26 protein-coding genes and 1 pseudogene are annotated in these 22052 nt (G+C 61.7%); 13 read left to right on the plus strand and 14 right to left on the minus strand.

Annotation, left to right across the window (positions count from 1 at the left end; translation table 11 throughout):
* Positions 1 to 28: 28 nt before the first annotated feature.
* The 3 genes from ACMUVN_RS03130 to ACMUVN_RS03140 form a co-directional block, all read right to left on the minus strand.
* A complete protein-coding gene (locus ACMUVN_RS03130) occupies positions 29 to 1405 on the minus strand; it encodes an FAD-binding oxidoreductase (protein ID WP_028758199.1) in 1377 nt (458 codons plus the stop codon).
* Between the two features lie 217 nt (positions 1406 to 1622).
* Positions 1623 to 2165, minus strand: a complete 543-nt coding sequence (locus ACMUVN_RS03135) for a 2-hydroxychromene-2-carboxylate isomerase (protein WP_414814870.1) — start codon at positions 2163 to 2165, stop codon at positions 1623 to 1625.
* Positions 2162 to 2746 (minus strand): TetR/AcrR family transcriptional regulator, encoded by a 585-nt coding sequence (locus ACMUVN_RS03140; RefSeq protein ID WP_063475177.1) that lies wholly within the window; start codon positions 2744 to 2746, stop codon positions 2162 to 2164. Before ACMUVN_RS03140 ends, ACMUVN_RS03135 begins: the two co-directional genes overlap by 4 nt.
* Before the next feature lie 476 nt (positions 2747 to 3222).
* On the opposite strand from ACMUVN_RS03140, the gene ACMUVN_RS03145 reads away from it, so the two are divergent.
* Positions 3223 to 3774, plus strand: coding sequence for an alpha/beta hydrolase (locus tag ACMUVN_RS03145; protein WP_028757123.1), 552 nt, complete (start codon positions 3223 to 3225; stop codon positions 3772 to 3774).
* Positions 3775 to 3940: 166 nt separating this feature from the next.
* Positions 3941 to 4633 (plus strand): type 1 glutamine amidotransferase domain-containing protein, encoded by a 693-nt coding sequence (locus tag ACMUVN_RS03150; RefSeq protein WP_028757268.1) that lies wholly within the window; start codon positions 3941 to 3943, stop codon positions 4631 to 4633.
* Between the two features lie 4 nt (positions 4634 to 4637).
* On the opposite strand, the gene ACMUVN_RS03155 is transcribed toward ACMUVN_RS03150, so the two are convergent.
* Positions 4638 to 4763 (minus strand): hypothetical protein, encoded by a 126-nt coding sequence (locus tag ACMUVN_RS03155; RefSeq protein WP_414814871.1) that lies wholly within the window; start codon positions 4761 to 4763, stop codon positions 4638 to 4640.
* A gap of 19 nt (positions 4764 to 4782) precedes the next feature.
* On the opposite strand from ACMUVN_RS03155, the gene ACMUVN_RS03160 reads away from it, so the two are divergent.
* Positions 4783 to 5196 carry a GFA family protein gene (locus ACMUVN_RS03160; RefSeq protein ID WP_132572384.1) on the plus strand — a complete coding sequence of 138 codons (414 nt, stop codon included), beginning with the start codon at positions 4783 to 4785 and terminating at the stop codon, positions 5194 to 5196.
* A 143-nt stretch (positions 5197 to 5339) separates the two neighbouring features.
* The gene (locus tag ACMUVN_RS03165) at positions 5340 to 5783 is read left to right on the plus strand and encodes an SRPBCC family protein (RefSeq protein WP_003560606.1); all 444 of its coding nucleotides are present in this window, start codon (positions 5340 to 5342) and stop codon (positions 5781 to 5783) included.
* A 47-nt stretch (positions 5784 to 5830) separates the two neighbouring features.
* On the opposite strand, the gene ACMUVN_RS03170 is transcribed toward ACMUVN_RS03165, so the two are convergent.
* Together ACMUVN_RS03170 and ACMUVN_RS03175 are read right to left on the minus strand one after the other, a co-directional pair.
* On the minus strand, positions 5831 to 6763 hold the full coding sequence (locus ACMUVN_RS03170; protein WP_132572381.1) for a hypothetical protein: 933 nt from the start codon (positions 6761 to 6763) through the stop codon (positions 5831 to 5833).
* Between the two features lie 179 nt (positions 6764 to 6942).
* The gene (locus ACMUVN_RS03175; RefSeq protein WP_088930348.1) at positions 6943 to 7116 is read right to left on the minus strand and encodes a hypothetical protein; all 174 of its coding nucleotides are present in this window, start codon (positions 7114 to 7116) and stop codon (positions 6943 to 6945) included.
* Positions 7117 to 7335: 219 nt separating this feature from the next.
* Here ACMUVN_RS03175 and ACMUVN_RS03180 point away from each other — a divergent pair, with 219 nt between their 5' ends.
* Positions 7336 to 7536 carry a hypothetical protein gene (locus ACMUVN_RS03180; protein WP_028757271.1) on the plus strand — a complete coding sequence of 67 codons (201 nt, stop codon included), beginning with the start codon at positions 7336 to 7338 and terminating at the stop codon, positions 7534 to 7536.
* A 1-nt stretch (position 7537) separates the two neighbouring features.
* Positions 7538 to 7747 (plus strand): hypothetical protein, encoded by a 210-nt coding sequence (locus ACMUVN_RS03185; RefSeq protein ID WP_028757272.1) that lies wholly within the window; start codon positions 7538 to 7540, stop codon positions 7745 to 7747.
* A 98-nt stretch (positions 7748 to 7845) separates the two neighbouring features.
* Here the strand turns inward: ACMUVN_RS03185 and ACMUVN_RS03190 are convergent, their stop codons facing one another.
* Positions 7846 to 8736: an SDR family oxidoreductase gene (locus ACMUVN_RS03190; protein WP_063475174.1), complete on the minus strand. Its 891-nt coding sequence runs from the start codon at positions 8734 to 8736 to the stop codon at positions 7846 to 7848.
* 91 nt (positions 8737 to 8827) lie between these two features.
* On the opposite strand from ACMUVN_RS03190, the gene ACMUVN_RS03195 reads away from it, so the two are divergent.
* Positions 8828 to 9652: a helix-turn-helix transcriptional regulator gene (locus ACMUVN_RS03195; RefSeq protein WP_028757274.1), complete on the plus strand. Its 825-nt coding sequence runs from the start codon at positions 8828 to 8830 to the stop codon at positions 9650 to 9652.
* A gap of 2 nt (positions 9653 to 9654) precedes the next feature.
* Here ACMUVN_RS03195 and ACMUVN_RS03200 read toward each other — a convergent pair whose 3' ends face one another.
* A complete protein-coding gene (locus tag ACMUVN_RS03200) occupies positions 9655 to 9858 on the minus strand; it encodes a hypothetical protein (protein WP_125853736.1) in 204 nt (67 codons plus the stop codon).
* Between ACMUVN_RS03200 and ACMUVN_RS03205 the strand changes: the two genes are divergently transcribed.
* Positions 9857 to 11398, plus strand: coding sequence for an Ig-like domain-containing protein (locus ACMUVN_RS03205; RefSeq protein ID WP_132572378.1), 1542 nt, complete (start codon positions 9857 to 9859; stop codon positions 11396 to 11398). The genes ACMUVN_RS03200 and ACMUVN_RS03205 overlap by 2 nt on opposite strands.
* A 212-nt stretch (positions 11399 to 11610) precedes the next feature.
* Here the strand turns inward: ACMUVN_RS03205 and ACMUVN_RS03210 are convergent.
* A pseudogene (locus ACMUVN_RS03210) lies at positions 11611 to 11745 on the minus strand (cell division protein FtsZ); the annotation flags it as partial.
* Between the two features lie 276 nt (positions 11746 to 12021).
* Here ACMUVN_RS03210 and ACMUVN_RS03215 point away from each other — a divergent pair.
* Positions 12022 to 12234 carry a hypothetical protein gene (locus ACMUVN_RS03215; RefSeq protein WP_047611710.1) on the plus strand — a complete coding sequence of 71 codons (213 nt, stop codon included), beginning with the start codon at positions 12022 to 12024 and terminating at the stop codon, positions 12232 to 12234.
* A 124-nt stretch (positions 12235 to 12358) separates the two neighbouring features.
* Here ACMUVN_RS03215 and ftsZ read toward each other — a convergent pair whose 3' ends face one another.
* From ftsZ to ACMUVN_RS03230, 3 genes are all read right to left on the minus strand, one after another.
* On the minus strand, positions 12359 to 13378 hold the full coding sequence (ftsZ, locus tag ACMUVN_RS03220) for a cell division protein FtsZ (RefSeq protein ID WP_017964879.1): 1020 nt from the start codon (positions 13376 to 13378) through the stop codon (positions 12359 to 12361).
* Positions 13379 to 13695: 317 nt separating this feature from the next.
* Entirely contained in the window at positions 13696 to 15066 is a 1371-nt protein-coding gene (locus tag ACMUVN_RS03225) for a sensor histidine kinase (protein ID WP_132572375.1), read from the minus strand.
* A complete protein-coding gene (locus ACMUVN_RS03230) occupies positions 15063 to 15731 on the minus strand; it encodes a response regulator transcription factor (protein ID WP_063475171.1) in 669 nt (222 codons plus the stop codon). Before ACMUVN_RS03230 ends, ACMUVN_RS03225 begins: the two co-directional genes overlap by 4 nt.
* A gap of 141 nt (positions 15732 to 15872) precedes the next feature.
* On the opposite strand from ACMUVN_RS03230, the gene ACMUVN_RS03235 reads away from it, so the two are divergent.
* The 4 genes from ACMUVN_RS03235 (at position 15873) to ACMUVN_RS03250 (ending at position 18786) form a co-directional block, all read left to right on the plus strand.
* Positions 15873 to 16361, plus strand: coding sequence for a hypothetical protein (locus ACMUVN_RS03235; RefSeq protein WP_097542254.1), 489 nt, complete (start codon positions 15873 to 15875; stop codon positions 16359 to 16361).
* A 68-nt stretch (positions 16362 to 16429) separates the two neighbouring features.
* Positions 16430 to 16843, plus strand: a complete 414-nt coding sequence (locus ACMUVN_RS03240; protein WP_047610598.1) for a hypothetical protein — start codon at positions 16430 to 16432, stop codon at positions 16841 to 16843.
* Positions 16844 to 17638: 795 nt separating this feature from the next.
* Positions 17639 to 18247, plus strand: a complete 609-nt coding sequence (locus tag ACMUVN_RS03245) for a hypothetical protein (protein ID WP_414814872.1) — start codon at positions 17639 to 17641, stop codon at positions 18245 to 18247.
* A 56-nt stretch (positions 18248 to 18303) separates the two neighbouring features.
* Entirely contained in the window at positions 18304 to 18786 is a 483-nt protein-coding gene (locus tag ACMUVN_RS03250) for a hypothetical protein (protein WP_414814873.1), read from the plus strand.
* A gap of 86 nt (positions 18787 to 18872) precedes the next feature.
* Here ACMUVN_RS03250 and ACMUVN_RS03255 read toward each other — a convergent pair whose 3' ends face one another.
* Both ACMUVN_RS03255 and ACMUVN_RS03260 read right to left on the minus strand, forming a co-directional pair.
* A complete protein-coding gene (locus ACMUVN_RS03255; RefSeq protein WP_097542257.1) occupies positions 18873 to 19859 on the minus strand; it encodes an aldo/keto reductase in 987 nt (328 codons plus the stop codon).
* A gap of 138 nt (positions 19860 to 19997) precedes the next feature.
* A complete protein-coding gene (locus ACMUVN_RS03260) occupies positions 19998 to 22010 on the minus strand; it encodes a BTAD domain-containing putative transcriptional regulator (protein WP_132572369.1) in 2013 nt (670 codons plus the stop codon).
* Positions 22011 to 22052 lie beyond the last annotated feature (42 nt).

Consider the following 22052-nt stretch of genomic DNA (forward strand, 5'->3'; position numbering starts at 1 on the left):
CAAGGGTTTATCAACGGACTGCGGACGTCTATCCGGGCAAGACTTTGCCTGGGTTCATGATGCCTGTCGGATCGATGGCATGCTTGATGACGGCCATGAGATCGACGGCATCGCCATGTTCCCCGCGCAGATAGCCAATCTTGCCGGTACCGACGCCGTGTTCGCCGGTAGAGGTGCCGCCCACCGAGATTGCATGTTGCACCATCTTCTTGTTGATGGCTGCAACCTCATTGAGTTCCGCCTGATTTCCCGGGTCGACAGCGAAGACGACGTGATAATTGCCGTCGCCGACATGGCCGAGAATGGCGGCGGGAACGCTGCAGCCGCGCAGAAGATCACGCGTCTTGAGGATGCAGCTGCTGAGCTGTGAGACAGGGACGCAGACGTCGGATGACCAGCCTTTGGCATGCGGGCGCTGGGAGACGACCGCGTAGAACGCGTTGTGACGCGCCTTCCACAGCCGGTTGCGCTCTTCAGGTGCGTTTGCCCATTCGAAATCCTTGCCGCCATTCTCCTCGACGATCGCCTTGACCATTTCGACCTGCTCCTGAACCCCAGCCGGAAAGCCATGAAATTCGAAGGCGAGCGTGTCCTCGATCTTCAGCGACAGATTGGAATAGGCGTTGACGGCCGCGATCAGGCCGCGGTCCATCAACTCCATGCGGGCAACCGGAATGCCGAGCTGCACGACCGCAATCGCCGCATTGACCGCCTGCTCGACGCTTTCGAACGAGCAGAGCGCTGCGGAAATCGTCTCCGGGATGCCGTAGAGCCTGAGCGTCACCTCGGTAATGATGCCGAGCGTACCCTCGGAACCGACGAACAGTCGGGTCAGATCGTAGCCGGCTGACGACTTGCGCGCCCGGCCGCCGGTGCGGATGACCTGGCCGCTCGGCAGCACGACGGTCAGTGACAGGACGTTTTCGCGCATGGTACCGTAGCGCACGGCGTTCGTCCCCGATGCCCGCGTCGAGGCCATGCCGCCGATCGAGGCGTTGGCGCCGGGATCGATCGGGAAAAACAGGCCCATATCGCGCAGATGCGTGTTCAATTGCTCGCGGCTCACACCGGCCTCGACGGTGCAATCGAGGTCCTCGGCGCTGACGCGGACGATCTGCGACATGCGTGAAAGATCGATCGAGACACCGCCGCGCACCGCCGTCAGATGGCCTTCGAGCGAGGTGCCTGCGCCAAACGCGATCACCGGCACGTCTTCAGCCGCGCAGAGCCGGACGATCTCGGCCACGTCCTCGGTGCTTTCCGCAAACACGACAGCATCCGGGATGGCGGGCGTGTGGTGGGATTCACCGCGGCCGTGCTGTTCGCGCAAGGCCTGCGAGATGGAGAAGCGATCGCCGAAACGGATGCGAAGCGTTTGCGAAAGAGCGGGAGAAAGAACACTCATTTGCCGCCTCGACGCTCTTCAGGAATGACGCGGCTAGGGTTATCCGGATGCGCCGCCAGCCATTCGGTGGGGGTGATGGACATGGAGTGCTCCGGATGATGCTCTGGCGGGGGACGAACGGGCCGATGCTGTTGGCGCCGGCCTGCTCGATGATCCATCAGGCGGCGATCTTGTCGCCGTTGAGATGGCGCTCGAGGAATGGCAGGCTGTCCTGTCCTCAGTACAACTCGTCTTCGTATCGGAAGGTTGGAAGCCCGAAGACACCGGCAGCCTTGGCGGTCTCGGCGTTCGATTTCCAGATCGCCTGCACGTCCTCGGCCTGAGCGCGCTGCTCCAGAACTGCACCGTCGAACCCTGCCTTATCCGCAATTGCGCGACGAACCTCGGCTCGGCCGATGTCCTCGCCACATGTCCAGAAGGCCTCCTGAAGCGCCTTTGTCAGTCTGAGCCAGTCTTGCCCCGCATCGATGGCGGCAATGACCATGAAACCGGCGGGGGTCGGGTCAGAAAGGGCGGCGCGGTTTTCGAAGTTCAGCGTTTTACCCCGCAGCGCGGCCCAACGTTTCAGGTCCTTGACCCAATAGGCGCGGCGCGCTTCCGGCCGGTTGCGGGAATAGATCGCGCCATTGTCCTCGATCAACGGGATCACATAGGGGCGGATCGATGCCCCATGCTCGGAGGCGAGCGCCGCAAATGGCTCGAGGCCGATAAAAGCCCAGGGAGAGCCAATGCCGAAGAAGTAATCGATGGTCTTTGTCATGTTCCGTTCTTCTCAAGAGATGTGGTCGAGTAGATTGCCGCGTCGAATACCGATAGCGCGCAGTCCCGGGCGACGAGAACGGCCTGGGGATCGCGTCCGACCGCCACCGTGGCAAGGGCGCCTTCATAGAGAAGGGAAAGGTGAGCAGCCGCCTGGTCGGGCTTGACATCGGCCCTCGACAGGATGGTGCGAAATATGTCCCTCACGACCTTCTTGTGCGTTCGCGCGACGGTGAGGACACGTTCTGAATCGCCGTGCTCGGCGACGGCAAGTGCAAAGGCGCAGCCCCGAAACTCCGGGCTGTCGGCCTTTTCGTACAAGCGCTCGAAAATCAGTTTGATCTGATCCCTCGGCATGCTTGCCGCATCCAAAACCTCCTGTAGCGAACGAATGACGCGGTCGTGGCGATCCTGGAGATAGGCTGCCACGAGGTGGTCCTTGGATGGGAAGTGTCGATAGAGGGTCGCCTTGGCAACGTTTGCTTCTTCGATGATTCGATCTATGCCGACGGCGCGAATACCTTCGCTATAAAAAAGCGCGCTGGCGGCGGTAAGGATCTGATCTGATATAGGCTCTTTCATTGGATCGCTTCGGGTTGGGAATGTATCATGGGATCAGCAAGCCCATATCATCAGGTCATTGCAAGGGTTCTGCCGAGGTTGGCTGCATTGTTTCGCGATCGGTGGTGTCGAGCGGACCAGAAACCGAGGGGGCGAAGGCTTGGCCATGCTGCGTCCGACCGGTAGGCTCCTAAGGTGCAAGCCATTTTTGTTTTTCGTCTTCCTTTCAAGCGGGACTCCCCATCGACCGTCGACAGATGATTCCGCTCGATTTGCAATGTGGAAGCTAGAGGCTTGAGGGATTATGAGAAAGACAGGTCGTTCTTTTTCTACTGAATTTGTGGAAAATGTTTCGTCCACGGCTCTCGCAGACAGCTGACTTTTTCGTGGCGATAGGTGGTAACCTCATGTGTCCATCTATCTCTCAGGTCGGACAGTTTGGGCGTGGCCGCGGCTGCAATCTTGTCTGCCTCTGCTATGGGGAATAGGCTGACGGGATGATCAAACAGGTTCTCTTTGTCCAAGGCGCCGGCGAAGGCGTTCATGACCACTGGGACAACAAGCTCGTGGCGAGCCTCGAGCGCGAGCTCGGTGGAAATTATGTTGTCCGCTATCCCCGAATGCCCGGCGAAGACAATCCCAGCTTCTCTGCGTGGAAGTCTGCGCTGATCGGGGAATTCGCCTTGTTGGAAGATGGCGCAATGCTCGTCGGCCATTCGTTCGGCGGCACCATCTTGATGCATGCGCTTGCCGAGCAGCCGCCGACACCGAGGTTGGGCGGGCTATTTCTCATCGCCGCACCCTTCATCGGCGAAGGCGGATGGCCGAGCGATGACATCGGCGGTGCCGAGGATTTCTCGGGGTCCCTTCCGCCCGGCCTTCCCGTCCATCTCTATCATGGGATTGATGACGACGAGGTGCCGACGGCTCACGTCCATTTCTACGCGAAAGCGATTCCGCACGCCGTGGTGCGCACGCTCGAGGGCAGGGATCACCAGTTCAATGATGACATGAGCGAGGTCGCCCGGGACATCCGTTCGTTGGGTTAGGCTTCTGCTCAGACAATTCTAGCAAAACACCACGCGGGAAAGCTTGTTTCCCAGCGCAGCCGCTCTATGTCCTCTCCCGTTTCAGCATGAGATCTGCAGGCAGTATTCACCGTAAAACCGGGCGCCGACGGCGTTGTCCGCCGGCCGGCTTTGAAGGAGCTGAGCAATGAAAATTCTCATGGTTCTCACATCGCATGATCAACTGGGAAACACCGGCAGGAAGACGGGCTTCTGGCTCGAGGAGCTCGCCGCCCCTTACTTTGTTTTCCGTGGCGCCGGAGCCGACATCACGCTCGCTTCGCCGAAGGGCGGCCAGCCTCCACTCGATCCGAAGAGCAACGAGCCGGCCTTCCAGACGGAAGACACGCGGCGGTTCGAGCGCGACCAGGCGGCAACGGCTGCGCTCGCCAACACCTTGAGATTGTCCGACATCAACCAGGCGGACTATGACAGCGTGTTCTTCCCCGGCGGGCACGGTCCGCTTTGGGATCTGACGAACGACCGCAACGCTCTGTCGCTCATCGAGGATATGCTCGCGGCGGGAAAACCCGTGGCGCTCGTTTGCCACGCACCAGGTATCCTGACGAATGTGAAGGCGCCGGATGGAAAGCCCATCGCCAAGGGCCGGACGGTCACGGGTTTCACCGATTCCGAAGAAGAGGCGATGCACCTGGTCGAGGTCGTTCCCTACCTGCTCGAGGATGTATTGAAGGAGCAGGGCGCAAAGTTTTCGAAGACGGCGGATTGGGGCGTGCATGTCGTCCAGGACGGCCTGCTGATCACCGGTCAAAACCCGGCTTCGTCAAAACAGGGCGCCCGGAGGCTTCTTGAGGCCTTGAGAAAGCAGGACGCGGCTTAAGGGCTTAAACCCTGGGCACGACGGCTGCCCTGAAGGTCGAGATCTCCTCATTCGGCTTGTGCTGACGCCGGCCGCAGGTGCGTCTCGACGACGTCTGCAGCACGGCGGCGGCGAGCCAACGTTCAAACACGGGATGAAAGGCGCCTGACATGACGGGGAAATATACGGGACAATGCGCTTGCGGCGCGGTGAGATTTGCCTTCGACACCGACCCGAACTTTGTCGCCAACTGCCATTGCCTGGACTGCAAGAGGGCAACGGGCGGTGAGGCCGCCACGTTCTTCGCCGTACCGCAGGATGATTTCACCGTGATCAGCGGTAGCCCGAAGGCGTTTCACTATGTCGCCGATTCAGGCAAGGGGCTCGACCGCAATTTTTGCCCGGATTGCGGCGCCAGATTGTTCAGCAGCAACCTGGAGAGCTTTCCTGGCCTCGTCTTCGTGACGCTAGGCAGTCTGGATCGGCCCGAGCTCATCAAGCCGGGAGTCGAAATGTTCACCAAGCGGCGGCTCGCCTGGGCAAGGCCGCTCGATCTTCCACAGTTCGACGGCATGCCCGGCTGAGCCGCGACGCAAACCGCTGCATAGTTTTGCGCGACATGCTTTGAGCAATTTTTCTTGAAGAAAAGTTCCATCCGGTGTCGGATCGATCAGCCCACGCCCGTCCTAGGTTCGTCCATTCCGTCCATTCAAAAAGGATCACGACCATGCCGAGTACCATACGCCTGCACCGCGTTCTGGCGACCAGCCCGGAGAAAGTCTACCGCGCATTCCTGGAGGCGGACGCGCTTGCCAAGTGGCTTCCGCCGAACGGCTTCCTCTGCACCGTGCATCATTCGGAGCCGGTTGTCGGCGGCACGTTCAGAATGTCTTTCCGTAACTTCACGACGGGCAACAGCCACGCCTTCGGCGGCGAATATCTGGAGCTCGTCCCAGGTGAACGCCTGCGTTACACCGACAGGTTCGACGACCCCAACCTGCCTGGCGAAATGGAAGTCACCGTGACACTGAAAAAGGTCTCGGTCGGCACCGAGGTGGACATCGTGCAGGCCGGCGTGCCTGACGTCATTCCGCCCGAGGCTTGTTATCTCGGCTGGCAGGAGTCGCTGCGAAACCTCGCCAGGGTCGTCGAGCCCGACATCCAGGAATAGTCCAAGATCGCGCTGGCCGGGCGGCAACCGCCCGGCACCAGCCGACATCAATGACTGCCGATGCCGCGTTTCGCGAGCGCGTTGCGGGCGGCCGCAGCGCCCCAGTCGTCGGAAAGATCCTGCCCTTCGATCTCGGCTTCGGCGATCGGCGTTGCCCGGATCAGCGGCACGGAGCCGAAAGGCAGGCCGTCGATCCGCCCGGGGGCCTGGCTCAGCATGATCCGGCTCATCGGGCTATAATCCTCGGTCAGCCGGCAGAACAGGATGGCGCCGTGTTTCTCGACATCGCGGGCGACGCGATAGCCGTCTGCCACGAGGTCGCCGATGTTGATCAGCAGGTTTGCCCAGTTTTTGATCCCCTCCGCATTCAGGGTCGCGGGGCCGAATTCCATGAAGAGTTCGCATTCCACGCCGTTCTCCGGCTCGGATATGCCGGCCCAAGGGGTCGACAGCCCGTCGGTGGCAAGCGTCAGCCTTTCCGGCGCCTGGACGGCGAGGATGCGGCGATGCGGGCCGAACCATTTCGTCTGGGCGTGAATGTTGGCCGTTCCGCGCTCGGCCGCAAAGTTCTGAAGCACTGTACCGCGGCTCTGCCAGAAGACGCGCCGCGCAGCGGCTGCGGTTTCGTAGATCGGGTCGTCGGGGGCGCGCGGCACGATCGTCCCATCATAACTGGTTTGGAGCGTGATCTCTCCCCGCATGAAGGGAAACTTCGGCTTCTTCCAGCGTATTAGCACCTTGTTGAAGCGAGGCACCCCTGATGCACCGAGCTTTTCGACGACTTCGGAGATGATATCGAGCGGATGCCTGGAGGCCTCCGGGACATAGTTTCCTTCGGCATCGCGGTAACCGCCCGTCCGGGACGAGTGCCCCGCCTGCATCGTGGTGGCAGTCCATTCGCCACTGACCGCGCCCGCCGGCGCCTTGCCGAGAGCCGGCGCAAGTTCCCGGATCGCATCGTCAATCGAATAGGATGCCACGTCGCCCCTCAGCCTTCGCCCAAAGATTGTATCCCTCGCGGCCGCTCTGCCCGCGAGCAGAAGCTAGAGCGGAGGCGTCGCCGATCAATAGCGAGGTGGAGTGGCGCGAGCAGAGGAGGCGCCCAGGTCCCTGGGCGCAGGAGAAATTCTTTTACTGGGTGAGGTAGGGTCCGCGGCGCCTATTTGCTTCCGTCGTTCGGCCGCGCCTTGGCGCTGTCGTTGCTGGTCGACGAGGCGGTCTTTCCATCCGGTTGCTGCCCGAAATATGTGCCGCCGAGATGGCCGCCGGCGCTGGTGTTCTTTACCTGCCGTTCGGCGCGTTTCTGGAGTTCACGAACGTTGGTCTTGCTCATTTTCGGCTCCATGTTTGAGGTAGACCTCTGGTCAACCAATGGCGGACAACACGGTTCCATATTTTTTGCGGAGGGCGGGGCCGGGTAGCGGGTTGGGCCTGCTCACCTCTGCTGCGCCAAGCTTGCTTTCGAACGACAGGGCGGCTCACCGGGGAAGAATTCCCGCGGGAACACTTCCTGATCTTTTCGGTTTCCCCTGTTCAACAAGGAGAAACGAAGATGGGCATGACGACACCGAAAGACGGCGCCCCCGGCACCACCGATCAGTCTCCCCGCTGGGAAGGGCCGAAGGGAAATAAACCTCGCGGCTACATGAAGGCCAAGGACGATCCGGATCGCGATCGCGACGCGCATGGCGAAAACAACCGCGATCCCGAGACGAAGACTCTCAGCGATGCGCTGAAGCAGAAGGGCCAATGACATGGCTGATCCCAAAAAAGACGCAGCCGGCCAGTTCGCCAGATCCCAGGCCGACCGGAAAAGCAGCGGTGTGGCCAGCGCCAAACCGACCGTGATCACCGGCTCGGAAGATGCCACGGTGAACAAGAACCCGCCCGGCAAGAAGAAGTCCGGGAAGGATTGGGATATCAACTACGATCCGGCCGCTAGGAACGAGAGCCGGTCGCACTAGCTCCGGCTGTCGCTGCTTCTCCTCACGAGCCAAGCCGCGAGGCATTTCCGTTTTCTCCAGTCAGGGAAATGCTCCAGTTTCATATGTGGACACTGTTCCTACCCACCGAAATAGGCCGGATGGTCGATATCGGCGAGGAGGCCGGGCTGCTTTGGCTCCCAGCTGAGCAGCGCGCGGGTATGCTCGCTCGATGTCGGGACGTCGAAGCCGGCGAACATGCCAAACCAGCCAAAATGCTCGGCCGCTTCTTCCCGTGAGAGCGAGACAGCGGGCACATCGAGCCGCCGGCCGATGACCTCGGCAATCTGCCTGAAGGGAACTCCCTCTTCTGCGACTGACAGGAACGGGCCACCGACAGCGCCGCGCTCCAGCGCCAGCCGATAGAGCCGGGCGGCATCGAGCCGGTGCACGGCGGGCCAGCGGTTCTGCCCTTCGCCGATATAGGCCGAGACTCCCGTCCGCCGGGCCAAATCGATCAGGATCGGCACGAAACCATGATCGCCATGGCCATGTACTGACGGCGGCAGCCGGACGGTGGCGGCCCGCACGCCACGCGCGACAAGCGATATCGCGGTGATTTCGGAGGCGCGAGGGTAGGTCTGCGACGTTGGCATGGGCGGGTCCTTCTCGGTGCCGGTGCGCCCCGGCGCATGGCCGAGGCCCGCCGTCACCAGCAGCGGCCGGCCGGAACCTTGGAGGGCTTCGCCCAGCGCCTCGATGGCGCGCCGGTCGGCGGCGCAGTTCTCGGCAAATTTCGAGAAATCATGATTGAAGGCCGTGTGGACGACGCCATCCACCTCTGCCGCGCCGCTCTTCAGGCTGTCCAGGTCGTCGAGCGTGCCGCGATGGACCTCGGCACCGGCGGCGGCCAGTTGATCCGCTCCCTTGTCCGAGCGGGTGAGGCCGAGCACCTTGTGGCCGGCGGCGATCAGTTCATCGACGACGGCCGAGCCGACCCAGCCGGTGGCTCCAGTGACGAATACGCGCATGTGATATCTCCAGTTTTTGCCGGAGACACATATCGGCCCTGCCTATATCATGGTAAAGTAGTGACATTATCATGGTATAAAGGCTAACAGGATGGGCGAATTCGTCACCTCGGACAATCGGCTCGGTGCCTATTTGAAGGGGCGCCGCGTCAGGCTCGATCCCGCTGCCTTCGGCTTTGCGGGGGAGCGGCGGCGCACGCCGGGTCTGCGGCGCGAGGAGGTCGCGAGCCGCGCCAATATCAGCCCGACCTGGTACACCTGGCTGGAGCAGGGGCGTGGCGGGGCGCCGTCTGCCGACGTGCTCGACCGGATCTCTCGCGCGCTGATGCTGACTGATGTCGAGCGCGAGCATCTCTTCCTCATCGGCCTCGGTCGACCGCCCGAGGTGCGTTACCACAGACAAGAGGGCGTGACGCCGAGGTTGCAGGGCGTGCTTGATGCGCTGGACCCGAGCCCGGCGCTGATCCGCAACGCCATCTGGGACGTGATTGCCTGGAACAGGGCGGCGACGGTGCTTCTAACCGATTACGGCGCGCTGCCGCCGGAAGAGCGCAACGTGCTGCGCTTCATCTTCCTCGATCCGCGCGTACGCGCCGCTCAATACGACTGGGAAAGTGTCGCTCGCTTCGTCGTCGCCGCTTTCCGCGTGGATGCGGCCCGCGCGGGTGCCGCGGCCGAGGTCGAGCCCCTCGTCGACGAACTCTGCCGCAAGAGCCCCGAATTCCTGGCGATGTGGCGCGACAACGACGTGCGCAGCCACGGCGAGGGCGCCAAGCATATCCGCCACCCCATCCTCGGCCCGCTCGCCTTCGAATATTCCGCCTTCCAGGTGGACGGGCGGCCGGATCTCAGCATGGTCGTGTACAACCCGGCGACGGCGGAGGATGCGGCGAAGATCAAGGGATTGGTGGGGTGAGGCTAGGGCAATTCCGTGACGCCTTTAGGCGCGGCATCTTCCGTCGTCCCTAGTGGTTTGGTGTGCAACCCATAAAGCGAAGCATTCATGGCAAAGCTGTGAAAATCTAAAATACTACCTTTGCTAGAAAATTCGTTGACCGTCCCAGTCTCTGCTGCTTTCTTTCCGATAGGCCAAGGCGAATGGGTCTTGAAGGAGATATCCATGACAGAGCTTGCAAAACCTGTGACGGTCGACGATGTCAGCAGCGCTTCCGAGAATGACGTGATCTCAGGCAATCTGCTGGAGAATGATCTGGCCGGGGGCTCCGGCAACATGTTTCTCAACTTCTTCGACGGCGAGAGAGTTCTTGCCAAGAGGGACGGGCAGGTCACCGATATCGAGGGTGAATACGGCACGTTCCACGTCAAGGCCGACGGCTCTTACACCTATACGCTGAACGAGACCGCCAAGGCGGGTTTCCTCCAGGGAATGACGCTGACGGAGACGATCGGCTACAAGATCTCCGACGGTGCCGGCAACACCGATGTCGGCCATTTCACGCTCGACATTCACGGGGTCACGAGCCCGCCGGTCGCGGTCGACGACGCCTTTTCCTTCCGCGAAGGAAGCGAGATGGCCGGCAACGTGCTCGCCAATGATCACGCGGGAGAGGCCGGCACGCTCTTTCTGCGCTCGGTCGAGGGCACCAGCATTCCTGCCGGTCAGGGGCAGGGGCAGACGACCGACGTGGCGGGTGAATTCGGTATCTTCCATTTCGCGGGCGATGGAAGCTTCACCTACGATCTCAATCCGGCCGTCAAGGCGGGCCTCGACGATGGCGAGCATGTCACGGAGAAACTCCAATATTACAAGGTCTCCGACGGCGCCGGTCACGCGGATGCCGGCGTGATCACCCTGACCGTCGACGGCGCGACGGACGGGAAGTCGTTGAACACCAATCATGTCGAGGTCCAGGCGGATGTGGTGCGCCCCTTCCTGGATCATTACGAACTCCAGGGAGTCGCGGTCGATCCGCTAACGGGCAAGTATTACGTCAGTTCCGGCCACGGTTTCCCGGATGATTCCATGGTGAGCGTTTACGACAACGCCTCGGCATTTGAAGCCGGCAACGCCAGCGGCGCCATCTCCCTCGGCGACTATGACAAGGGCGAATATGACATCGGCGGAACCTATTTTTCGGTCCGTGGAGGCGAGATCATCGGAAGAACCAACGAGGCGAGAAGCGAGGAGGACCCTTTCCCCGATCAGACCTATCTTGCAAAATGGGATGCCGCCGACGGATCTCTCGATCAGAAGGGTGCTTCGATTCCCGGCCTTATCGGCAAGAATGGCGCGGGTACGTTCGACTGGGGTGGATTCACGACCGTCAATACGATGCAGGATTCGACCGGCATTTACGTCGTCGGCCGCATCAATGATTCCACCTGGCAGGTCTCGAAGATCGACCCCGAAACGTTGAGCCCGATCGAATCCAAGACCTTCGCGGCGGGCGGGCTCGGATACGGCTTTGCCGTCGACGGCACGTTCTTCTTCGGCGATTCCTCCAGCAGCGAGCATATCGGCACGGCCTTCGACTTCGAAACCGGGGTCAAGACAACGGTTGACGTCAACATCGCCATACCGGGAGACGACTTGATCACCAACGTGGTCTATGACTCAGCGGCGGATAATCTCTACCTCACCAACACCGGGACCGACGAAATCGCCGTGGTGCACAATATCTCGGACGTTCTGTTCGCCTAGCGCATCGGCCCGAAAATCGGAATCGATTTTCGGAAAGCACAATGCGAGGATTGAAAGTGTTAGAGCGTCCCTTGTGCGTCCGAAAGGACGCACGGCGCTCTAATGGAGCCTTACCGCTCGAATGCCGACGCCGCCCCGCGCGTTCTGTTGACGGCAGGGCGTTTAACCGGCCGGAGCCTTCGTAAACACAAATCAATAGAATTGCAGCCACGCTACTGCAGCGTGCGCGTCTGGATCTGCTCGGCGGCGTGAGGCGCGGATGCGGGCAGGGGGCTGCCTTCGAGGCCGGTCGCTACCACTGAAACGCGGAACTTGCCGTCGAGGCTGCGGTCGGAAATCGCCCCGACGTATGCAGTCTTGCCGTTCCGGACAAGGCCGCTTTCCAGCAAGTACGAGGCGTCTCCGGCTGTCCTGGCAGCAAGAGCGGCGGGGCGTGCGGAACATGGATGGCGGCCGACGCCTTCAGCCGGCCGCGTGGACCGGTTTCGGCCGATGATTTGGAACCATGATCCCGCAGTACTGTTTAACTGGAAGGCGCGGAAGCGCCGATAACGGGGATGCCGATTGCCGGCCAACCCGGTAATGACGATCGGCCTTTCGGTTCGCCTATGGAGGAATACAACATGCAAACGACCCGATCGAAAGAACTGGCGGACGAATACCTGCGGCTTGGCGGCAAACGGCTGGCCAAGATCGATGACAATATCGTTAAAATCCGCCACTGGGAGGATGACACGCCGGAGGCCGAGGCCTTCTGGCAGGAGCACATCGAGCCGCTGGATGACAAGCGCCGCGTAGAGGTCGAAACGCACCTTCCCACGATCAACGACAGGTGATCGCGAATCAACGATCGGTGATCGCAGCGATTTCCCCGGAGCGCATGACATTGAAGCGCGACAGCGCCGCGCGTCTGAAAGGACGCGGCAGGCTGTCGTGCTCGGATATGTCGCGCCGCTGCGCTTACTGCAGCGTGCGCGTCTGGATCTGCTCGGCGGCGTGAGGCGCGGATGCGGGCAGGGGGCTGCCTTCGAGGCCGGTCGCCACCACTGAGACGCGGAACTTGCCGTCGAGGCTGCGGTCGAAGATCGCGCCGACGACGATATCGGCGTCTTCCTGCACTTCGTCACGAATGCGGCTTGCCGCCTCGTCCACTTCGAACAGCGTCATATCCGAACCGCCGGAGATCGAGATCAGCACGCCCCTGGCGCCCCGCATCGAGATATCGTCGAGAAGCGGATTGGCAATTGCCGCTTCCGCCGCCTTCATCGCGCGGCTCTCACCGGAGGCTTCGCCGGTACCCATCATCGCACGGCCCATGCCTGACATGACCGACTTCACGTCGGCAAAATCGAGGTTGATCAGGCCTTCCTTGACGATCAGATCGGTAATGCAGCCAACGCCCGCATAGAGCACGCGGTCGGCCGTCATAAAGGCATCGGCGAAGGTCGTTTTCGCATCGGCGATGCGGAAGAGGTTCTGATTGGGAATGACGATGACCGTATCGGCCGCCTGGCGAAGCGCCTCGATGCCGATTTCCGCCATCCGCATGCGGCGGTTGCCTTCGAAGGTAAAGGGCTTGGTGACGACGCCGACCGTCAGGATGCCGGCGGCACGCGCAGCGCGGGCGATGACGGGTGCAGCACCCGTGCCGGTGCCGCCGCCCATGCCGGCGGTGACGAAGCACATGTGCGAGCCGGCCAGGTGATCCATGATCTCATCGAGCGACTCTTCGGCAGCCGCATGGCCGACCTCGGGCAGCGAACCGGCGCCGAGACCCTCCGTCACATTCGCGCCAAGCTGGATGCGGCGCGTCGCCTTGGAGGTGGCCAGCACCTGGGCATCCGTGTTTGCGGCGACGAATTCGACACCTGCCAGCTTTTCCGCGATCATATTGTTGATCGCATTGCCACCGCCGCCGCCGACGCCGATGACTGTAATATGCGGCCGTAGTCCAGAAATGCCGCTCTTGGCGTCCGACATCGCGCTCTCCTTTGATGTTTCGTTCATGCCCACCCTCGTTTGCGGACGGCGAATCGTGCCTCACGATACGCGAGCAACAAGGCAGAGGCGAGGCGAAAGACGTCTCGGATGGAGCGGAGATGGTCGGGAAAGGCCCCCGGCCGGTGCCTTTCAGGGAGGGAGCATCATGCCGAGAGCTGACAATTATGCTTCAAGGACAGGCCGTGAAGGTAGCTTGCGGCGATATTGTTGAAAAAATCGCCGCGTAGGGTTTTGTTTTACGCCTCTCGGAATGAAATTGCGCTGTGACTCCATTTCTGCATCGACGCAGAAGAAACCTACAGCCTCGATCCCACAGTCACCGGCAAACACAATACACACCGCAACCCCGCCGCCCCATTCGCATCCAGCATCAGCGAGCCGCCGTAAAGCCCCGCGAGTTCATTGACGATGCTGAGCCCGAACCCGTTGCCCGGGACATGTTCGTCCTCGCGCACACCCGGCAGCAGCACAGCGGCGAGGCGGTCCGGGGGGATGCCGGGGCCGTCGTCTTCGATGGTGATGCGGGCGATCGGGCCGTCGCGGCGGGCGCGGACGATGACGTGCGCGGAGGCCCATTTGAAAGCGTTGTCGATCAGGTTGCCGAGCATTTCCTCGACATCGCTTTCGTCGCAGGCGACTCGAAGGCCCTCTGATATATCGGTCTCGAAGGCGATCTTACGCTCGGCGTGGATCTGGCCGATCGCCCGATGCAGATCGGTGATCGCTGCCGCCACGTCGGTGCTGGCGACATTGTCCGAGGAGGCCATCACCCGGCGGGCGGCGGCGAGATGATGTTTGATCCTGTTGTCTATCCGGGCTGCGAGGCCGCGTAATGCGCCTTTGGGGTCGTTTTGCTCGTCGAGCGCCAGCAGCAGGCTCGCCACCGGAGTCTTGAGGCCGTGGGCGAGGTTGGCAAACTGCATGCGCGTTGCCGCAAGCCTCTCTTCGTTGGCCTCCAGCAGCGCATTGGTTTTCAGTGAGAGCGGCGCAAGTTCGACTGTCGCCTCATCGGGTAGGCGGCCGCGCTCTCCCCGGTTGATGGCATCGATATTAGCCGCCATGGATATCAGCGGGCGCAGGCCGAAGCGGATCTGCCAGAGCGTGCCGGCCATCAGCACGAGGCCGAGCAGCAGCATGCAGGGCACCAGCCAGAAGAGGGCGCGCAGTGCCGGGCCGACGAGGGCGATCATCGGCGCCGTCGCGGTGATCGTCAGCGTCATTCCGTCGATGCTGCGGATGGCCTGCCGAAGATAGAGCGGTCCTCTTCCGCGATCACCGCCCATGCCTGATGTCGGCATGCCCATCAGCACATGGCGCAGATCCTGCCGGGGTGGCGGCGCGTCTATCGTGCCGTTCATCAGGGAGCGTGAGGTCAGGCGCTGCTGTCCGTCATCGATCTGCCAGTACCAGCCGGATGAGAGGCGATCAAATGGGGGCGCATCGAGCGGTGCGGAGAGGGCGAGCCTTCCCCCAGCGTCACGCGTCACCGCGCTGGCGAGGGCGCCGATCTGAATGTCCAAACGCTGGTCGACCTGCTCGCGCACCACAGTCTTCAGCGCCAGCCAGAGTACGATGGCGGCGACGACAAGCGCCAGCGTCACGAAGATGCCGGAAAACATCAGCAGCCGGCCGGCGATCGATCTCGGCTTGACGGACGGGGCCTTCATGATGCCGCTGCTGCCGTCAGCATATAGCCGCGGCCGCGCACCGTTTCGATGCTGTTGGCCCCGAGCTTCTTGCGCAAGCGGGCGATGATGACCTCGATGGAATTGGAGTCGACTTCGGCATCACCGTCATAGACGCGCTCGGTGAGTTCGCGCCGGTCGACGATCATCCCCTTACGCAGCATCAAGCAGGAGAGCACCCGCCATTCCAGCGCCGTCAGCTTCAGCGGCAGGCCGTCGAGCTCGAAGGTGCCGAGTTGGGCATCGAAGACCAGCGCGCCGCAGACAAGGCGCGAGGCGGCGTGACCGGACGCCCGGCGCACCAGGGCGCGCAGACGCAGCACCAATTCCTCCACCTTGAAAGGTTTGGCAAGGAAATCGTCGGCGCCGGCCTTGAAGCTCGAGACCTTGTCCGGCCAACCGTCGCGCGCCGTCAGCACCAGAACCGGCAGATTGCGATCACCCTCGCGCCATCCCTTCAGCACGCTGACGCCATCGATCTTCGGCAGGCCGAGATCGAGGATTGCGACATCAAAGAGTTCGGTCAGTCCCGCATGGAGAGCGTCCTCGCCGTTGCGCGCAATATCGACGACGAAGTTTTCCGATCGGAGCACCGCGGCGATCCGGCCGCTCAGGTCTTCGTCATCTTCGACGAGCAGTACGCGCATGGGCAGGGCTTTCATAGGGTATCGCCGTGGACGGACCAAAGCTATCGGGCCGAGCTTAACTCAATCTGAACGGAGAGGTTCAGGCAGGCGAGGGGGTGTCGCGGTTAGATTGCGGCCATTACTGAAGCAAGGAGCAGATATATGCCTGATGAAAACCAGGACAACGGACATCCCGAAGGTGCCGCCGCGCCGATGCCGCCAGGACACCGCCGGCGCCGGCTGGCGATCCCTGTCATATCAGCCGCAGTGGCGCTTGTTATCGGTGCTGCCGGTGGTGCCGGCGCCGTGAAGATGATGCGTCCCACGCCCGAAATGGCGCCGATGACGCCGGTGGCGATTTCGACCATGCCGGTATCGAGCCTCGTCACCATCAAGGGCAAGGTCGCCGAGATCTACGGCAACAAGTTCGTGCTGCAGGACGACAGCGGCAAGGCGCTTGTTGAGACCGGTCGGGCCGGCGAGGGTGGCGCACTCGTCACCCAGGATGAGGCCGTCACCGTCCAGGGCCGCTTCGACGACGGCTTTGTGCATGCGAGTTACCTCGTTCGCCAGGACGGACGAACCGAAGCGCTGCGTCCGCCGAAAGGTCCTCCGCACAGACGGTTTGCAGATTTCGATCACAGGCCGTGACGGGCGTGAACCAAAGCCGCGCTGCGGTGTTAACAGACACGCCTCATAACTCCGAAAGGAACGTTTCCATGCAACGACTTCTGCTATCAGGCCTTGCCCTTGCCGCACTGGCCGGCACCGCCTTCGCCCAGCAGCCGCCGGCTCCGCCATCCGCCGCGACTCCGCCCGCAGCGGCTGAACCCGGCTCGCCGCCTCCGCCGCCGTCTCCGTCCGCTCCTGATGACGATGAGCAGATGACGGACCGGCCGGACGCGAGGCCGGGAGATCGCCCGGATTTCCGCTGGCATGGTCGGAGAGGCGATATGGGCTTCCGTGGCTTCCGCGGTCATCGCCCGCCACCGCTACCGCCATCGAAGGCAGCGCATTTCCGGATCGAGGATGGAAACACCCGGATCGATCTGAAATGCGCCGAGGACGAACCGATGAAGGCCTGCGCGGATCTGCTGCTGCAGGTGATGGACCGCCTGCAGGGGCAGGACTGATCATCCGCACTTGAGGCGGATGCCGCACGATAATGCAACCGTCCGCGTTTTCTCGCGGGCGGTTTAAGTTTGACGCGAACGCCGCCCCGCTCTTCGTCATGTCAGGCCTTGTGCCGAGGATCTGCGGCGCCGGATGCAGATGCTCGGGACAAGCCCAAGCATGACGGAAGAGCGGTTGGCGCGTCCTGTCGCAGGTGGTTTTGTGACTTTCTCGGAGGTGATGGCTCGATGTGGCAGACCGCCACCCCCATCTCAACAGCCTGCTATTGCATGACGCTCACGTTCAACACCATCTCCTTGATCTCCCCGTCTCCAACAGGGAACCTGACAACGAACCTGTCACTGCCGATGTAGCCTGGCTTTGATGTATAATAACCAGCAACGCCTCCCACCTTGACCGTCCGGCATTTTGCCAGTTTTCCCTTTGCTTCGTGGGGAAATATCGGTTCATGGACAATCTGGAGACGCCCATGCTTGGGCTGCTCGATGATATGCGTAGGCGGGTAATCGGCGAGGCTGCAATCGCTGTGGATACGCCAGACTTGGCCCGCTCTCGTCCTTTCACCACTGCGTACCGTTAATGATGCGGACTCGCGTCTGAAGCTGTCGGAGGTTGTCGTGCAGCTCGAAAGCGAAATCACCGCCGCTGCCAATATCGAATATGCAAAGATGCTTTTCACTTATAAACCCTCAACTTTTGCTTGAATGAATATTGGATTTTTCTTGAGAGTCAATCAGAGTGCAAAGCTTTGATTTGGCAGTTGTTCTGCTTGTAGACATTGGCGAGGTGCAATCTTGAAAAGACGGGTCGTGGCGTGGGTCTTCTTACTCGCGGGCGGCGCTGGGGTGCTTCCGGCCGGCACCAGTGATGCCGGCGGGGTCCCATTTTCCGCCAGCGGAAATGTTCCGGACTACAGGGCGTCGATGACCGTTCGAGAGGCCTATCATGAGCCGAAGGAATATTGGCGTTCGGTCGTCCATCACGATGGCTGGACCCGGGTCGAGGAGGTCATAAGCAATAGGACACGCATTGCCTATGGAAGCGCCCGCGATAACGTTTTGTTGTGGGCAACAAAGACCGGTGACGAGGACTTTACGGGGATCTTCATCGACAAGACCACGCCGCGGGAAGCGAGGGACACCGGGGACGCGGACAATCAGGCTGGTGAAGCTTGCAAATGGTCGGAGATCACCCGCAAGGCCTCGCAAAGTAGCACGTCCGAACCGCTCTGGCTCAGTTGCCTGTCAGGTGACGGCATTGAAATTGGCACAAGGGTATTGCTCAGTAGCAAGGAGCTCAAGGAGCCTATGACCGAAACGCAATTGGTCAAGCTCGAGCGAACACCTGTTGCCGATTCCGAAGTCCTGCCCCGAAGAGGCTTTTCGACCCCGGGTTCTGGCTGAAGCCGCTCAGGTACTATCCGGACAGACCCGCCGCGCTCGTCGATTTTGAAGCCAGAATGGCGGGGATAGACTCAGACCTCAGAATATTCAGACATTATCCCTGGCAAGCTGAAGAGCGTCGCGGCAAGGACGGATCGGTGCGGTTCAAGGTTTGGAACGACCTCGAAAATCAGGGAATCAATGTCATTTACTCCAAGCGCGAATATAGTCTTCAAGCCTTCCGTTCACCGCTTGATCCCGCACGACCGTTCAATCAATTCGACGCTGAAACAGGCCATGCGGACATGAAACGTAGGGATAGTCACCTTGGTGAATCCTGCGCCTGGTTCAACATGACGCCCGACGCGGCAGACGCGATCAGAATGGAATGTTTGACGCCGGATGGCGTGCCCCTGAAAGTGGAACTGCATTTCGGTATGGGGGACGGTGAATTCTACACCGCCGTCGAGGTCAAACGCCGTCCCGTCGACATCAACGAAATGCTCCCGCCGCGCGAATTGATAGAGCCGTCGGCATGGGGATTTACGGTTGACGACTGAAGGCGCCACTCCCTGCATCCATCGGACGCCGGCGCATTGAGGGACAAGGATGTTCGTGCTGTCGCATCGAACTCGGTGTCGTCGGCTCACCGCGTGACGCGGGCTGCCGACGTTGCGGAGTAGCGGTCGCCGTGGATCTCGATGCCTGAGAACACCGCGTCGATCTCAGCCAGTTCTTCCGATGTGAAGGTGATGTCGGCGGCGGCGATATTTTCTTCCAGCCGGTGCAGCTTGGTGGTGCCGGGAATAGGGACGATCCAGGGCTTGCGGGCCATCAGCCAGGCGATGGCGACCTGGGCTGCGGTCACCTTCCTGCGGCCGGCAATCGCCTCGATTGCATCGACCACCGGCTGGTTTGCCTTGCGATTTTCGGCCGAAAGGCGCGGATTGGTCTTGCGGTGGTCGTTGCCGCCTTCGAAACTGGTGTTCTCATCCATCTTGCCGGTGAGGAAGCCACGGCCGAGCGGGCTATAGGGCACGAAGCCGATTCCGAGTTCTTCGAGGACGGGCAGGATTTCCGCTTCGGGGTTGCGCCACCATAACGAATATTCGCTTTGCAACACGGAGACCGGCTGCACGGCATGGGCGCGGCGGATAGAGCCGGCATCGGCTTCGGATAGGCCGAAATGCAGCACTTTACCGGCGCCGATCAGATCCTTCACCGTGCCTGCCACCTCTTCGATCGGTACTGCAGGGTCGACCCGATGCTGGTAGAAGATATCGATGCGATCGGTGCGAAGCCGCTTGAGGGCTTCTTCTGCGACCACACGGATGCGTTCCGGCCGGCTATCCAGGCCGACTTCCGGCCGGCCATCCTTGAAGCCGAATTTCGTCGCGATCACCACCTCATCACGGATCGGCGCCAGCGCCTCGCCGACGAGATCCTCGTTGGTGAACGGCCCGTAGGCCTCTGCCGTGTCGAAGAAACTCACGCCCCGCTCGTGCGCCGCCCGCAACAGCGCAATGGCATCGCCACGCTCCACCGCCGGCCCGCGATGGTAGTTCAGCCCCATGCAGCCGAAACCGATCGCCGATACATCAGGGCCTCTTTGGCCGAGCCTACGTTTGATCATGCGGATGTCCTCCTCAGGTTCGGTCGTAAGCTAAGGGCAAAGGCTGGTATCGATTAGCCGGTGATATCGGCATGGGCTTATGAGTTGGGTTCATAAATGCATCTCCGTTGGATCAGAGACGATCCTCGGAGGACGGCGCTACGCCGGCAGTCCCGCCATCCTGAGAGCCTCGATATAGCGTGCACGATCGTCGGGCCGCCGGAACGGTGGGAGCACGTCGGCGAGGTTGGAAAGCCGGAGCGCGGGATCCATCAGGCACAGGCGAGCGACCGTTTCCTGGGCTTGGCCAATCCGCCCGGCCATGGCCTGGCCCGCCGCCATCACGCGCATGGCGCTCGGGTAGTTCGGCTGGTGGCGTAGCGATTTTCCTGCCCAGGCTGTAGCGTCGTCATAGCGGCCGGCGCAAAAATGCGCGAGCCCGGTGTTGAACTGCCAGGCAAACAGGCGTGGATCCAAAGGGCTCAAGCGCATGGCAAGGGCGGCGTGTTCGACGGCCATATCAGGCTCGCCCAGGCACGCCTTCACCCAGCTGCTGACGCCGAGTGCTGCGGCGAGGTTCGGGTTGAGAAAGACCGCGCGATCGATACAGGCCGCGCTGCCGTCGAGGTCCCCGCCGACATAACCGATGACATATCCACCGTAGGAGAGCGTAACTGCATCGTCCCAGCCGAGTTCGACAGCTCTCCTCGCCAGTCGGGTGGCTTCGGCAGTTTCCTCTGCGGGATTGACCATCCAGCCGTTGCTCTTTCGTGTGGCGTAACACCGCGCCGCCCGGGCATGGGCTATGGCGAATTCCGGGTCGCGCTCGATCGCCTTCATGAACAGCCGCAAGGCTTCGTCGACGACCGATCTGCTGGTGATGGTCCGGTCGAAGGCCGCCAGGCCGCGGAGATAGTAGTCGTAGGCGTCGAGGCTCTCGGTCGGCTTGCGTTTGGCACGCTCGATCTCAGCCTCCTCCACTTTCGGCGTTATGGTGCCGACGATGCTCGAGGCGACCTGATCCTGAAGATCGAAGACATTCGCCAGGGTTCCATCAAAACGATCGGCCCAAAGGTGCGCACCGGTCGAGGTGTCGATGAGCTGGCCTGCGATGCGCAGGCGGTCACCCGTCCGGCGCACACTTCCTTCGACCACGTAGCGGACGTCTAACTCGCGCCCGACCTGCTTTATATCGACCGCCTGACCTTTGTAGGTGAAGCTCGAATTCCGCGCGATGACGTAGAGGTGGCGGAATTGAGCAAGCGCGATGGTGATGTCCTCGACGATGCCGTCGGCGAAATATTCCTGCTCCGCGTCGCCGCTCAGATTCTGAAACGGCAATACGGCAACCGATGGCCGATCGTGATGTTTCGCCGGCGCTGAGATGGCCTGCGGCTGCGGTACGAGGTCGGGGCCAGGTGCGCTCCGCTGATATTCGGATCCCTGCCGCGATTGCAGCGAAGCAGCCAAGGAGGAGGTTTCTGCCTCGGGTTCTGCCTGAAGATGCTTCCTCAACAATGCCCGGCAGGCTTCGAACTGGCGCAGGGCGGCGTTTTCGTGACCCCTGAGAGTGTGTATCCGTATCAGTGCCCGATGGGCGCCCTCGATGGTCGGGTCCGCAGCCAATAGCCTTTCGGCGAGCCTTTCGCAGGCCGATTCTTCCCCGGAACCCGGCTCGGAGAATGCGAGGCTCAGTCGCTCCACGAGCTGCAGCGCCTTCCGTTGATATGTGCTCCGGTAGGGTCGAAACCACTCATCCAGCCCGTCCGGAATGGCTTCGCCTGCCAACACCTCGCCGCGATAGAGATCGGCGGCGAAGGCGAGATCGGCCGTCCGGCCCGCCTCGAGTTTACGGTCGAAGATCGAAATGTCGGTCTCTTCAGGACCTGTTATCAGCGCGATGGTCTCTTGATCCCCATCGATGTAGATGGTGGCATCCCCGCCGGCTGGAAACGATCGCCTGATATCGACGAGCGCTTGCCGGAGACTATTGCGAGCTTGATCACTGCCTCGTCCCGGCCAAAAGGCTTCGGAAAGCGGTTCCCTGCGATGACCGCGGTGGCCGGCGAGCACCAGGGCAGCAAAGAGAAGCGACGTTTTGCGCGTGGTGAAGCGGACCTGCCGGTGCTCCCGGGACGTCACTTCGAGGCCACCCAGCAACCTGATGCGCACAGACCGTCTCCCAGATTTCGACCGCCACCGCAGATTAACATC

The sequence above is a fragment of the Rhizobium sp. IY2 genome, from assembly GCF_047532935.1.
GTDB classification, from domain to species: Bacteria; Pseudomonadota; Alphaproteobacteria; order Rhizobiales; family Rhizobiaceae; genus Rhizobium; species Rhizobium anhuiense.

What these genes read in the sequence shown, in the direction of transcription:
- ACMUVN_RS03200 (WP_125853736.1), bottom strand. Translation starts at nt 9,858, where the DNA reads ATGGATATCTCCTTCAAGACCCATTCGCCTTGGCCTATCGGAAAGAAA.
- ACMUVN_RS03230 (WP_063475171.1), bottom strand. Translation starts at nt 15,731, where the DNA reads ATGCGCGTACTGCTCGTCGAAGATGACGAAGACCTGAGCGGCCGGATC.
- ACMUVN_RS03150 (WP_028757268.1), top strand. Translation starts at nt 3,941, where the DNA reads ATGAAAATTCTCATGGTTCTCACATCGCATGATCAACTGGGAAACACC.
- ACMUVN_RS03130 (WP_028758199.1), bottom strand. Translation starts at nt 1,405, where the DNA reads ATGAGTGTTCTTTCTCCCGCTCTTTCGCAAACGCTTCGCATCCGTTTC.
- ACMUVN_RS03215 (WP_047611710.1), top strand. Translation starts at nt 12,022, where the DNA reads ATGCAAACGACCCGATCGAAAGAACTGGCGGACGAATACCTGCGGCTT.
- ACMUVN_RS03185 (WP_028757272.1), top strand. Translation starts at nt 7,538, where the DNA reads ATGGCTGATCCCAAAAAAGACGCAGCCGGCCAGTTCGCCAGATCCCAG.
- ACMUVN_RS03175 (WP_088930348.1), bottom strand. Translation starts at nt 7,116, where the DNA reads ATGAGCAAGACCAACGTTCGTGAACTCCAGAAACGCGCCGAACGGCAG.
- ACMUVN_RS03225 (WP_132572375.1), bottom strand. Translation starts at nt 15,066, where the DNA reads ATGAAGGCCCCGTCCGTCAAGCCGAGATCGATCGCCGGCCGGCTGCTG.
- ACMUVN_RS03140 (WP_063475177.1), bottom strand. Translation starts at nt 2,746, where the DNA reads ATGAAAGAGCCTATATCAGATCAGATCCTTACCGCCGCCAGCGCGCTT.
- ftsZ (WP_017964879.1), bottom strand. Translation starts at nt 13,378, where the DNA reads ATGTCGGACGCCAAGAGCGGCATTTCTGGACTACGGCCGCATATTACA.
- ACMUVN_RS03135 (WP_414814870.1), bottom strand. Translation starts at nt 2,165, where the DNA reads ATGACAAAGACCATCGATTACTTCTTCGGCATTGGCTCTCCCTGGGCT.
- ACMUVN_RS03165 (WP_003560606.1), top strand. Translation starts at nt 5,340, where the DNA reads ATGCCGAGTACCATACGCCTGCACCGCGTTCTGGCGACCAGCCCGGAG.
- ACMUVN_RS03250 (WP_414814873.1), top strand. Translation starts at nt 18,304, where the DNA reads ATGGCGGGGATAGACTCAGACCTCAGAATATTCAGACATTATCCCTGG.
- ACMUVN_RS03205 (WP_132572378.1), top strand. Translation starts at nt 9,857, where the DNA reads ATGACAGAGCTTGCAAAACCTGTGACGGTCGACGATGTCAGCAGCGCT.
- ACMUVN_RS03160 (WP_132572384.1), top strand. Translation starts at nt 4,783, where the DNA reads ATGACGGGGAAATATACGGGACAATGCGCTTGCGGCGCGGTGAGATTT.
- ACMUVN_RS03240 (WP_047610598.1), top strand. Translation starts at nt 16,430, where the DNA reads ATGCAACGACTTCTGCTATCAGGCCTTGCCCTTGCCGCACTGGCCGGC.
- ACMUVN_RS03235 (WP_097542254.1), top strand. Translation starts at nt 15,873, where the DNA reads ATGCCTGATGAAAACCAGGACAACGGACATCCCGAAGGTGCCGCCGCG.
- ACMUVN_RS03195 (WP_028757274.1), top strand. Translation starts at nt 8,828, where the DNA reads ATGGGCGAATTCGTCACCTCGGACAATCGGCTCGGTGCCTATTTGAAG.
- ACMUVN_RS03145 (WP_028757123.1), top strand. Translation starts at nt 3,223, where the DNA reads ATGATCAAACAGGTTCTCTTTGTCCAAGGCGCCGGCGAAGGCGTTCAT.
- ACMUVN_RS03180 (WP_028757271.1), top strand. Translation starts at nt 7,336, where the DNA reads ATGGGCATGACGACACCGAAAGACGGCGCCCCCGGCACCACCGATCAG.
- ACMUVN_RS03190 (WP_063475174.1), bottom strand. Translation starts at nt 8,736, where the DNA reads ATGCGCGTATTCGTCACTGGAGCCACCGGCTGGGTCGGCTCGGCCGTC.
- ACMUVN_RS03255 (WP_097542257.1), bottom strand. Translation starts at nt 19,859, where the DNA reads ATGATCAAACGTAGGCTCGGCCAAAGAGGCCCTGATGTATCGGCGATC.